This window comes from Actinoallomurus sp. NBC_01490 (genome assembly GCF_036227085.1).
Taxonomy (GTDB): domain Bacteria; phylum Actinomycetota; class Actinomycetes; order Streptosporangiales; family Streptosporangiaceae; genus Actinoallomurus; species Actinoallomurus oryzae.
In genome coordinates this window covers 8,422,132-8,432,866 of the sequence record NZ_CP109433.1, presented here as the reverse complement: position 1 = coordinate 8,432,866, position 10,735 = coordinate 8,422,132, and the positions used below count along the sequence as shown (strand labels likewise).

General features: G+C 70.6%; 11 protein-coding genes. 7 read left to right on the top strand and 4 right to left on the bottom strand.

The genetic code is table 11. From position 1 onward, the window contains the following. Nucleotides 1-2 precede the first annotated feature (2 nt). Genes OG417_RS38830 through OG417_RS38820 form a run of 3 tightly spaced genes read right to left on the bottom strand, consistent with a single transcriptional unit; the run spans nt 3 to nt 2,760 of the window. Nucleotides 3-761: a dienelactone hydrolase family protein gene (locus OG417_RS38830; protein WP_329239929.1), complete on the bottom strand. Its 759-nt coding sequence runs from the start codon at nt 759-761 to the stop codon at nt 3-5. Further along, entirely contained in the window at nt 758-1,435 is a 678-nt protein-coding gene (gene wrbA / locus OG417_RS38825) for an NAD(P)H:quinone oxidoreductase (RefSeq protein WP_329239927.1), read from the bottom strand. Before wrbA ends, OG417_RS38830 begins: the two co-directional genes overlap by 4 nt. Nucleotides 1,436-1,488: 53 nt before the next feature. Next, nucleotides 1,489-2,760 carry an MFS transporter gene (locus OG417_RS38820; RefSeq protein WP_329239926.1) on the bottom strand — a complete coding sequence of 424 codons (1,272 nt, stop codon included), beginning with the start codon at nt 2,758-2,760 and terminating at the stop codon, nt 1,489-1,491. A gap of 120 nt (nt 2,761-2,880) precedes the next feature. Between OG417_RS38820 and OG417_RS38815 the strand changes: the two genes are divergently transcribed. The 6 genes from OG417_RS38815 to OG417_RS38790 all read left to right on the top strand — a co-directional run bounded on the left by OG417_RS38815 (nt 2,881) and on the right by OG417_RS38790 (nt 9,167). Further along, nucleotides 2,881-3,381 (top strand): MarR family winged helix-turn-helix transcriptional regulator, encoded by a 501-nt coding sequence (locus tag OG417_RS38815; protein ID WP_329239924.1) that lies wholly within the window; start codon nt 2,881-2,883, stop codon nt 3,379-3,381. A 300-nt stretch (nt 3,382-3,681) separates the two neighbouring features. Continuing rightward, nucleotides 3,682-4,473, top strand: coding sequence for a class I SAM-dependent methyltransferase (locus OG417_RS38810; RefSeq protein ID WP_329239923.1), 792 nt, complete (start codon nt 3,682-3,684; stop codon nt 4,471-4,473). A gap of 8 nt (nt 4,474-4,481) precedes the next feature. Continuing rightward, complete coding sequence (locus OG417_RS38805) at nt 4,482-6,044, top strand: hypothetical protein (protein ID WP_329239921.1); 1,563 nt, start codon at nt 4,482-4,484, stop codon at nt 6,042-6,044. Beyond that, nucleotides 6,034-6,756, top strand: coding sequence for a histidine phosphatase family protein (locus OG417_RS38800; RefSeq protein ID WP_329239920.1), 723 nt, complete (start codon nt 6,034-6,036; stop codon nt 6,754-6,756). The genes OG417_RS38805 and OG417_RS38800 overlap by 11 nt, the downstream gene beginning before the upstream one ends. A 3-nt stretch (nt 6,757-6,759) precedes the next feature. After that, the gene (locus tag OG417_RS38795) at nt 6,760-8,415 is read left to right on the top strand and encodes a carbamoyltransferase C-terminal domain-containing protein (protein ID WP_329239918.1); all 1,656 of its coding nucleotides are present in this window, start codon (nt 6,760-6,762) and stop codon (nt 8,413-8,415) included. A 2-nt stretch (nt 8,416-8,417) separates the two neighbouring features. Continuing rightward, complete coding sequence (locus OG417_RS38790) at nt 8,418-9,167, top strand: hypothetical protein (RefSeq protein ID WP_329239916.1); 750 nt, start codon at nt 8,418-8,420, stop codon at nt 9,165-9,167. Here OG417_RS38790 and OG417_RS38785 read toward each other — a convergent pair. Then, nucleotides 9,151-9,768 carry a hypothetical protein gene (locus tag OG417_RS38785; RefSeq protein WP_329239915.1) on the bottom strand — a complete coding sequence of 206 codons (618 nt, stop codon included), beginning with the start codon at nt 9,766-9,768 and terminating at the stop codon, nt 9,151-9,153. The genes OG417_RS38790 and OG417_RS38785 overlap by 17 nt on opposite strands. A 124-nt stretch (nt 9,769-9,892) precedes the next feature. Here OG417_RS38785 and OG417_RS38780 point away from each other — a divergent pair, with 124 nt between their 5' ends. Then, a complete protein-coding gene (locus OG417_RS38780) occupies nt 9,893-10,720 on the top strand; it encodes a hypothetical protein (RefSeq protein ID WP_329239913.1) in 828 nt (275 codons plus the stop codon). Nucleotides 10,721-10,735: the final 15 nt, after the last annotated feature.

The window sequence follows — 10,735 nt, the reverse complement described above, 5'->3', positions numbered from 1 at the left end:
CGTCATCGTGACGTCCGATCAAGGAGCGCCAGCAGCATGGTCCAGTGGCGTGCGGAGGCTTCGGCGTTGTATTGATGTGTGTCCGCCTGGGTGTAGCCGTGTCGCGCACCGGAGTAGACGTCCGCCTGATAGCGGATACCTGCCAGCGTGAGGGCAGTGTCGAGTCGCTCGATCTGCTCGAGCGGCATGGAGGGGTCTTCGTCGGCGTGGCCGAAGTAGAGTTCCGCGGTGATCCGGTCGGCTACCAGGTGCGGGCTGTCCGGGGCGTCGGTGGCCAGGTTGCCGCCATGGAAACCGGCGGCCGCGGCGACCCGGTCGGGGAAGGCACCGGCGGTGCGCAGGGCCAGGGCGGCTCCCACACAGTAGCCGGTGATGGCGACAGGGCCGTCGGTGGTCCGTGGGCAGGCGGTCAGCCAGGACAGGTACGCGTCGGCGTCGCGCATGGCCCGTTCGGGGGTCAGTTCTCCCACCAGGGGAAAGAGCTGCTGGAGCAGCGCGCGCCGGCGGGTGTCGGTGATGTGGACGGGCAGATCCACGACCGGTGCCCGCCCGTGGCGGTAGAGGACGTTGGGTACCAGGACGGTGTAACCGTGTTCGGCGAGCCGGTCGGCCATGCGCGTCAGGCTTGGGCGTACGCCGAAGGCATCCATGTAGAGCAGCACGGCGGGATGGGCGGCGTGATCGTTGGGATGGGTCAGGTACGCGTCGGCGGTGCCGTCGGAGGTGACGATGTCCACGATGGTTCCGGATACGGCGGTCATTCAGTGTTTCCCATCAATGACTCGGCGTGCTCGGGCCTCTCGGCCGCGGCACAGGTGTGGATCAGGTCGGCGGAGTGCAGGCGGGCGGTGAGTCGGGCCAGGCGTACGCCTTGGTAGCGAGCCGCCCGCAGCGTTGCCGGCGGGGGCGGCAGGCCGTCGGGTCCGCTCGGGTGGCTGGTCCCGTAGGGATTGCCGCCTGCGCCGTGTACGGCGTCGTCGGTGTAGCCGGGCGGCACGAGGACCGCACCCATGTGGTAGGCCGAGTTGTAGAGAGCCAGCAGGGTGGACTCCTGGCCGCCGTGCCGGGACTGGCCGCTGACGAAGCCGGTGAAGGCCTTGTTCGCCAGCCGGCCGGCCGCCCACAGGCCGCCGCAGGTGTCGAGGAACTGCTTGAGCTGAGAGGCGATATTGCCGAACCGGACCGGGGTACCGAAGGCCAGGCCGTGCGCCCACAGCAGATCGTCGTGGCCGACCTCGGGGACGTGCGACGAAACGCGCTGATGGTGGGCGGTCCAGGCGGGGTCGGCGGCGATCGCGGAGGCCGGGGCAAGTTCGGGGACTCGGCGCAGTCTGACCTGTGCGCCTTCGGACCGTGCGCCGGCGGCCAGTGCCTCGGCGAGCGCGTACACGTTTCCGGTGGCTGAGTAGTAGACGACGGTGATATTGAGGGTCATCGCGCAGGTTCTTCCTTCCAATGCGCCGGGGGTTGTCGGTCGGTGAGGAGCACTCAGCCGCCTGATATGGCACGGACCGCGTCCTGGCCGGACGGTCGGGAGACCCTGGTTCGCTCTATCACCCACAGGACGAAGGTTCCGCAGGCCAGCGAGCCGCCCAGGACGCTCACCGCCGTCCAGCCGCCGTGCACCCACACCACCGCGGCCAGCGCCGATCCGGCGGCGCCGCCGGCGAAGAAGGCCGTCATCAACGCGGAGTTGAGCCGGTTGCGGATCTCCGGGCTCAGCGCGTAGATGACGTTCTGGTTGCTGTTGAGCACTGCCCGGTGCGCCAGGTTGAGGACGATCGCCCCGCCGAGGAGCCACCCCAGCGAACTCTCGCCTGCGCCGATCAGCCACCAGGAAGCGGCGAACGCGGCGGTGCCGACGCCGGTGACCCACTGCACGTAGCCGCGGTCGGCCAGCCGGCCGGTCATCGTCGCCCCCACCGTGCCCACCGCACCCACGAGCCCGAACAGCCCGATGGCCGCCTCGGACCAGCCGTACGACGGGCCGGCGAAAAGGAAGGTCACCGCCGTCCACAGCACGTTGAACGACGCGAGCGACAGGGCGGCGATGCCGGCCCGCCACCGCAGCACCGGCTCGTGGCGGAACAGTGCGAACGTTGAGCGCAGCAGCGCCGGGTACGACAACCCGATCGGGGTGTGCAGAGGCGGCAGGAAGCGCCACAGCAGCACTGTCACCCCGGCGACCAGGACCGCACTCACCCAGTAGACGGTCCGCCAGCCGCCGAGTTCGGCGAGCCCTCCCGACACCGTACGGGACAACACCGTGCCCAGCAGTAGCCCGCTCGTCACCGTGCCGATCACCCGGCCGCGCTTCCCCGGTGCCGCGAGCGTGACGGCGTACGGCACCACGACCTGGGCTCCCACCGAGGTGAACGCGGTGAGCACGGTTCCCACGAGCAACAGGGCTCCGTTGGGAGCGGTCGCCGAGATCAGCAGGAACGCCGCGGTGGCCGCGTACAGCAGGACCGTGAACCGGCGGCGTTCGACCAGGTCGGCGAGCGGGACGAGCAGCAGCAGCCCCATCCCGTAACCGACCTGCGCGGCGGTCACGATCATTCCGGCCATCGTGGTGCTGAGCCGAAGCTCCCGGCCGAGCAGGTCCAGCAGTGGCTGGGCGAAGTAGTTGTTGGCGACCGAAAGCCCCGTCGCCGCGGCCATCAGGACAAGCAGCCCTCGGCTCAGCGGCGCGCCGCCGTCCGGCGCTTCGGTGGTCTCGCGGCGCGCCGTCCGGCGTGGTGCCCCCGACCCGACTGTCATGATCCGGCCTCCCACCAGTCACTCAATATTGAGAATGTAAACGTTGAGATAACAGCATGAGAGTATTCTCTTCGTCAAGTAGATGAACGTTGAGATTGTTTGCGCTGAGGGAGGCCGCCGATGGGCGATGCGGTGGATCAGTTGCTCACCCAGTGGGGGAGGGAGCGCCCCGACGTCGACGTCGGGCCCATGGGGGTCATCGGGCGGATCACCCGGCTGTCCCGGCTGCTGGACCGGGAGCTGAAGGAGTTCTTCGCCGGGCACGGACTCGAGCGCTGGGAGTTCGACGTGCTGGCCACTCTCCGCCGGTCCGGGCCACCGTACGAGCTGACGGCGGGGGCCCTCAACCGGGCCGCCATGGTGACCTCCGGCGCGATCACCAACCGGATCGACCGGCTGGCGGCCCGGGGACTCGTCGAGCGCGTGCACGACGAGGAGGACCGGCGCTCCGTACGCGTCCGCCTGACCGGTCAGGGCCGGACGATGGTCGACGAGATGGTCGGGCCGCACGTGGCGAATGAGGCGCGCCTGCTCGCCGGGCTGACCTCAGAGGAACGGGATCGGCTGGCCGGCCTGCTCCGCGGCCTCCTTGAGTCGCTGGGTGATACCTCCATCGGTTAGGGCACGTCCGGAAGACGCCGGAGGCCGGTCGCGTGCCGTGATCAGACACTCGGCGGTCTGGTCGGCCGCCACCGTGGCGACATCCTCGCCCGGTAGGACCCGCCGCCGAGCGTGATCCGCCGGAGCGGCCCTGGCCGTGCGCCGGACGGGCGCGCGGCCAGGGGACGCCGGATCAGTCGGCGGAGATCTCGCGCCCGTCCTCCGACCACAGCGTGTGAAAGACGGGCCGGCCCGCGCCGGTGACGCGGGCGAGCGTCCCGTATCGGAATTCGCCGGCCCAACGTTACGCGTGCGATACGGATGTCCGGCGGTCCGCGTTTTTCCGTGCATGTACAGGGAGCGGTCCCCCGCGATAATCTCCGGAAACGCACCGGCTCGTATACCGGGGAGCTCTTGATGGGCGATTTTTTCGACGTCGACGACGCCCGGTCACGGTTAACCGAGCAAATTGCCTTCTACGACGAAACAATCCTCACGCCCGGAGACGCCGGAGCCCACGGCGAGCTGCGCCGGGTCGAGGAATATTTCGCCGGTCAAACCCTGAGCGGTGACGTTCTGGAGATCGCCTGTGGCACGGGTTTCTGGACCGGGCGGCTCCTGGACCGCGCGACGACGCTCACCGCGGTCGACGCCTCCGCGCGCCGGCTGCGCCTGTGCGCGGACCGTCTCGGCGGCGATCCGCGCCTCGAACTCGTCCACGCGGACGTGTTCGACTGGACGCCTGATTCGACGTACGACGCCATTTTTCTCGGTTTCTGGCTGTCACACGTCCCCGGTCGGCTGCTGGGGGAATTCCTCGGCCGGCTGAGAAAGTGGCTGAGGGCCGGTGGCGTCGTCCACCTCGTCGACCACAAGGCCGGCGCGACCGGAGAGACCGTGCTCGGCGGCGAGCTGGTCCGCCGGATCGGCGATTCCGGCCGGAGCTACCGCGTCGTCAAGGCCCAGTACGACCGGGCAGGCCTCGAACAGCGGATTCGCCGCCTCGGCTGGTCGGCCGTTCTGCGCGAGACCCCGGAGCATTTCCTATTCGGCTCGCTCACCGACGACGCCGGCGCGCCGGCCGGTGATCCTGTAGGGGAGGCGGACGTGTAGTGAAGAGCGTGAGCACACAGGCGTATCTGCTCTATCCGTTCCCGCATTCGATATCCGGGGCGAAACTGGCCACTGATCCCGTACGCGCCGACAGCCCGTGGAAACACTGGTTTGTGCGCTCGGCGGACAGCCTGGACAAGATCAATCTCCTCACCGACCACTCGTACTCGTTCCTTCCGCACGTGCGCCGGATGCTCTATCCGGAGCTGTACGGCCTCACCTCCGACGCGAGCAAGCAGGCGCTCCACAGCGTGCAGGGCATGGAGGTCGCGGCGGTGCGCCGGGCGATCGACGACGCGGTGGGCAAGGACGACGGCGACCGGTTCCGCAACGCCGCGGTCCGCCTGACCTGGACCGGGAAGCAGCTGGCGCCCGGCAGCAAGATCACCGTTCGCATTCCCGGCGACCAGGGCATCGAGGAGGACTACAAGTGTGACCTGCGCTGGATCGACGCGGTGCTCTTCCCGGTCGGGGTCGGCGTTCTGGTGGCGGCGCTCGACCCGCCCGGCGACATGCCCACGGCCGTGGCCGCCCGGTTGATGCGGTTCGCCAAGAAGGTCGAATACCGGCGGCGTCTCTCTCTGGAGGTCGCCCAGCTGAGCCTCGAGGCGAGCGGTTTCCCGGCCAGTGGCGGGCGGGGGAGTACCTGGCTGGAGGTCCTGCCCACGTTGCTGCGGGACCTGGCCGTCGCGTCACCCCTCGACTCGCGCGACAACATCTCCGAGCTCACCGGAACCCTCGGGGTGAACTGGCGGCTGGCGATCACGTCACAGGTGAGGCGGGACGGCGACGAGCAGCCGCCCGGCCCCTTCGAGTCCGGTGCCCAGCTCGCGTGCTTCGCGCTGGCCACGGGCCGGACACCGGTGGCCGGGCAGCACGCGGAGTGTCCCTCGGAGGACCAGTGGCAGCGACTCCGCTCGAAGCGGTGTCTCTCCCTCTGGCAGGACTGGATGATGCTCTACCACTACGACAACCTCGTGCAGGTGGTCGAGTCGGCCGACGACCGGTACGTCGCCCAGCAGTTCGAGCTCTTCGAGTACGAGTACGTCACCCTCTTCATCTACGCGATCGCGCAGCGGCATCTCCTCGACATCATGGAATCGGACCTGGCCCAGGTGGCCGGGCTCCTCGAAGTCGCCTCCGCGAAGCTCCAGCGCTTCGACGAGGCGGTGATCCGGTTCAACACCCGGCTCTGGCATCGCGACGTCAGCACCACCCCGGTGGGCGGACCGCTGTACTCCCTGCTGAGGTCCGGCCTCGAACTCTCCGAGTCGTTCGCCTCGATCCGGGAGGCGAGCGCGGCCCTCCAGTCCCACCTTCAGCTCCGTGCCTCCCAGGGGCTGGCGCGCTCGACGACCCGGACACGTCACCTCATCGAACTCGTCGCGGTCGTGGGCGTGCCGCTCGGTGTCATGAGCTCCGCGATGCAGACCCGGTTGGGTAATCTCAGACCGCTGAAAGCCCTGCCGCCGTACATGGCGTGGCTTCTGGTGCTCGGCGTTCTGCTGATAACCACCCTCATTTATGTGGTCATCCGTCGTACAAATACGAGGAAAAAAGATGAGTTCTAGCCATTTCGGCTATGACGTTCCCCGGGGTCCGCTCGTGGTGAATCTGGTCCGTCACGGCAACGCGCCGTGGGTGCGCGACGGGGTCACGGTGGACGATCCCGAGCTCGGGCAGCGGGGCGTCGACCAGTGCGCCGCGCTCGCCGCCGAGCTCTCGGGAGCCAAGTTCGACCTCGTCGTGACCTCCCCCGTGAAGAGGGCGCGGGAGACGGTGGCGCTCGCGTGCGGCGGCCTGGAGACCCCTGCCGTCGAGGACTGGCTGGCCGAGATGCGCTACCCGGTCTGGCAAGGTCAGCCGCCCGAACTCGCCGCCCGCGCCCTGGCCGACGCGCGGACCCTGCCCGCGGAGGAGCGGTGGAACGCCTTCGAGGAGTCGGGCGAGGGCATCCGCTCGTTCACCGACCGGGTCCGGTCGGGCCTGCGCCGCTTCCTCGGCGGCATCGACGTGCGCCCCGTGACGGACGGCGGCCCGGCGCTGTGGGAGATGGACGGCGTCGAGCGCCAGATCCTCATGGTGGCGCACGCCGGAAGCATCAGCACGGTCCTGTCGATGCTGCTCGGCTTCGAGCCCACGCCGTGGGAATGGGAGAGATTCCAGATCGCGCACTGCTCGATCACCCGCCTCATCACCATTCCCGTCGGGACGAGATATGCCTTCTCCGTCGAATGCCTGGGGTACATGGAATACATTCCCGAACATCTCCGAAGTTGGTAGCGCATGAGGATCATCGGCGTATCCGGTGGATTCGGCCACGAAGCGAGCGCGACGCTCATCGTGGACGGGAAGATCGAACTCATCGTCGAGGAAGAGCGCCTCTCACGGCGTAAGTACGCGCGTGAGGAGGCCGCGACGCGGTCCGTCCTGGCGTGCCTGCGGCGCTTCGACCTCGCCCCCCGCGACCTCGACGCGCTCGCGATCTCATGGGACTCGTCGCTGGACCCGAGCAACGACCGGATGATCGCCGCCGACCGGGCTTTGGCGGCGGCCCGCGGCGAGCTGGGGCTCGATGACACTCCCGCGTTCGTCTTCGACCATCACCGGTGTCACGCCGTGACCGGCCAGTACATGAGCGGCACGGCGGAGCGATGCGTCGTGGTCGTCATGGACGGCCGTGGCGAGCACGCCTCCACGACCGTCTACCTCGCGGGCGGAGGTGAGGACGAGGATGTCGTGGCCGCGTCTCCGCTGACGGCGTCGCTGGGCACGCTGTTCGCCGCGGTGACGACCTACTGCGGGTTCGGCTACGGCGGCCAGGGCAAGACGATGGGCCTGGCCGCGTTCGGCACACCGCGCCACGACTTCCCCGAGCTCTCCCCGGACGGGCTGGGATTCCGCTGCGCCCTTCCCGCCCCCGGCGACCCGACGACCGGACACCGCGCGGTCTACCGGCAGTGGAACGACATCTGCGCCGAGGTCTTCGGCCCGCCGCGCAGGCCCGCGCTGTCCCTGTCGGACCGGCTGCGGCCCCTGCGCTCCGGCGACTTCGCGCCGCACCACGCGGACGCCGCGGCATCGGTGCAGGCGATGGTCGAGGCGAGGATCGAGACTCTCGTCCGCCGCCTCGCGAGCGAGTACCCCGGCCTGCCGGTCGTCCTGGCCGGCGGCGTCGCCCTCAACTGCTCCGCCAACGGGCGCCTCCGCCGGGTCCTGCCGGACGTGGACCTGCGTTACCTGCCGATCCCGCAGGACGCCGGGGTCTCGGTGGGCGCGGCCGTGCTCGCGGCGCGGCGGCTCGGAGAGGCCACCCGGCTCCCGGCCGGGCCCTACCAGGGCCTGGGCTGGTCCGACGCGGAGCTGGCCGACCTGCTCCGGCGTTACGGCATCGGCCACCACGAGCCACCCGACCTCGCGGCGGAGGTCGCCGACCGGCTGCTGGCCGGCGAGGTCATCGGCTGGTTCCAGGGCCGGGCCGAGGTCGGCCCGCGCGCGCTGGGGCACCGCTCGATCCTCGCCTCGTCCCTGGACGCCGCCGTCGTCGACCGCCTGAACCTGGAGATCAAACAGCGGGAGGCGTGGCGTCCGTTCGGGCCGTCGCTGCTGCCGGACGCCATGGACAAGTGGTTCCCGGTCGCCGACGCCCCGTTCATGATCGAGGCGCACGAGGTCAGGGACGCGGCCGCGTTGCCCGCCGTCGTGCACGTGGACGGCACCAGCCGGCCCCACTGCGTCGACGACCGCGTGTGCAGCCCGCGTTACGTCGCGGTGCTGGAGGCGATGCGGAGACGCACCGGACACGGCGTCGTCCTGAACACCTCCTTCAACATCGACGGCGAGCCGATCGTCTACACCCCCGACGACGCACTGCGAACGTACTTCTCCTCCACGCTGGACGGGCTCGCCCTGGGCCCGTTCCTGCTGCACCGATCGGGCTGACCGTGGCGGCGTTCATCGTGCAGCCGCCGGCGTACCGGATCCGGCGGCGAACGCTCGGCGACGCCGTGGCGTCCGCCGTGACCGCGGCCGGACCCGGCCTGACCCTCGCGGGCTCGTTCCGCTTCGGCGACTTTCACCTCGACGCCGACGCCGACGCCGACGCCGACGCCGACGCCGACGTGGCCCGTTCGCTCAGCGACGTCGACCTGGTGGCCGACGGCGCCGGCGACGAAGCCCGCGCGCTGATGGCCCGGAAGGTCGAGGAGGGCCTGGCCGAGCGCGTGGGCATGCGGCTGCGGGTCTCGGTGCACCCGGGCGCGAAGTTCACGGCACTGAGCCCCGCGGACGCGCGGTTCCTGGCGATCGGCGAGTACCTCCGCCACCGCGACGACGGGCCGGGCACGCTCTACCACGACTTCCTGCTGGCCAAGGTGACGCTTCTGGTGCTGCGCGAGCACCAGCGCGAGCGCTACCTGGAGGTCGCCGGCCGCCTGGCCACCGACGAAGCGGCCCTCGCCGCGCGGATCAAACTCGGGGTCTCCCGCGGCGGCTTCCTCCCGGCCGCGCGTACGCTCCTCGGCCGGGCCCCGTATCCGGAGGCGAGGCTCCTGGCCGAGCGGTTCCTGCCGCGGGCCGACGCGGCCGACGTCCGGGCCTACACCCGGGAGCTCCGGCGGCGGCCGGGCATCGACCCGTGGCTTCGCGAGTACGTCGCCGGCAAGGTCGACGCCCCCGCTACACCGCTTCGCTGATCCTGCGGGTGAGGTGTTCGGCGCATCGATCCGCGCTGCGGACCGGTGACTCATCAGTGGTGTCGATCCGGAAATACGGCCGGGCCCGCAGCGCACGCGCCCGCGCGAGGCAGTCCGCGATGCCCTCGTCGTCCCAGCCGCGCCAGGGCGGGCGCGCCTCCAGCCGTGAGATCCGGGCCCGGTCGCCGCAGTCGAGCAGGACGACCTCCAGGCCGCTCACGAGATACCGGGCCGGCGCCGTGGCCAGCAGCTCGGGGTCGATGCAGCCGAAGAGCACCATCACGGTGTCGTTCTCGCCGAGCGCGTGGGCCAGCAGCAGCCAGTCGTTGCACCAGGCGGTCCAGCCCCGGTCCAGGTGATGGAGGAACAGGTCGGCGTCGAAGACCGCACTGCGCCGGTACACCGACAGCCGCTCCCGGACGATGGGCGCGATCGTGCTTTTGCCGGCCCCGCTCTCCCCGGTGACCAGCACCAGCGGGTACGGCGAGACGGCGCGCTCCCAGCCACACGATCGGCAGCGGACCGACCTCGCCGCGGGCTCCGGCCGGAGCGGTGTCCGGTCCGGGCAGCGCATGCAGATCGGAACCTGGATCGGATCCATGATCCACCTCACGTCGGATTCCAGCACTGTAGGCCAACGTGGGGGGAATCGTCCGGTGCGGTGATCCGGGGGGCGGTGCGGTGCGTCCTATCAGTACCGCGCCGGAGAACCGGGGGTGCCGGTGATGAGGACCGCGAGGACGCGCACGCCGTTGCTGCCGCCCACGGCCATCGGGCTGAGCCCGGCGACGGCCCGGGCCCGCTACCGGCTCCACACGGTGCTCGCGGCCGGCCTGTTGCTGCTGAGCTGGGCGCTGTATCTCCGGCTGAACCTGAGCGACATGGAGAGCACGCTGCGACTGGCCCGGGCGCCGGCGTACACGGCGACGGTGCAGGCGCCCGACCCGGAGACACACGCGCCGACCCTCGTCTGGACCGACGAGGACGGCGCGGTCCGGTACGGCACCGCCGACCGGGACGACCCGTACCGGCCCGGCGAGCGCGCGCGGGTGCTGGAGTACTCGACCTTCACCTGCTGGACGTGGGAGACCTACGACGACCGGCGCGACGACCTGATCGGAATGGTGCTGTTCCTGTTCGCCATCCCGGGCGCCGCGATCGCCGGCTACCTCGTCCACCGGCGCCGGCGATGGCTCGGTGTCCTGCGCGCGGCGCGGTCGTCCGGGACCGAGGGGCGCGTGCTGGAGACGTACCGGCTCGGTCACCGGACCGGCCTGAAGGTCGACCTGGGGGACCGGACGGTCTACGTGCCGCTCATGCGCGACCAGTTCGTCGACGCGCTGACGTCGCTGGACGCGCTCAGGCCCGTACGCGGCGGAGGGCGGTTCGTGGTGTTCCGGATCGCCGCCGCGGGTCGCACCGTCTGGCCCGGCGGTCCCTACCGCACGCGGTTCGTGCCGGTCGGGGCCATCGTGCGCGGCCTCCTGTGGGTCGGCCCCCCGCTGGTGACCCTGGCCGTGCACCTGTCCACGGCACCGATCTCGCCGTGCTGAGGTGAGCGGCCAGGG

Bases quoted from the DNA above. Each gene is read 5' to 3' on its own strand.
- OG417_RS38830 (WP_329239929.1), bottom strand. From the start codon at position 761: ATGACCGCCGTATCCGGAACCATCGTGGACATCGTCACCTCCGACGGC.
- wrbA (WP_329239927.1), bottom strand. From the start codon at position 1,435: ATGACCCTCAATATCACCGTCGTCTACTACTCAGCCACCGGAAACGTG.
- OG417_RS38820 (WP_329239926.1), bottom strand. From the start codon at position 2,760: ATGACAGTCGGGTCGGGGGCACCACGCCGGACGGCGCGCCGCGAGACC.
- OG417_RS38815 (WP_329239924.1), top strand. From the start codon at position 2,881: ATGGGCGATGCGGTGGATCAGTTGCTCACCCAGTGGGGGAGGGAGCGC.
- OG417_RS38810 (WP_329239923.1), top strand. From the start codon at position 3,682: ATGTCCGGCGGTCCGCGTTTTTCCGTGCATGTACAGGGAGCGGTCCCC.
- OG417_RS38800 (WP_329239920.1), top strand. From the start codon at position 6,034: ATGAGTTCTAGCCATTTCGGCTATGACGTTCCCCGGGGTCCGCTCGTG.
- OG417_RS38795 (WP_329239918.1), top strand. From the start codon at position 6,760: ATGAGGATCATCGGCGTATCCGGTGGATTCGGCCACGAAGCGAGCGCG.
- OG417_RS38785 (WP_329239915.1), bottom strand. From the start codon at position 9,768: ATGGATCCGATCCAGGTTCCGATCTGCATGCGCTGCCCGGACCGGACA.
- OG417_RS38780 (WP_329239913.1), top strand. From the start codon at position 9,893: ATGAGGACCGCGAGGACGCGCACGCCGTTGCTGCCGCCCACGGCCATC.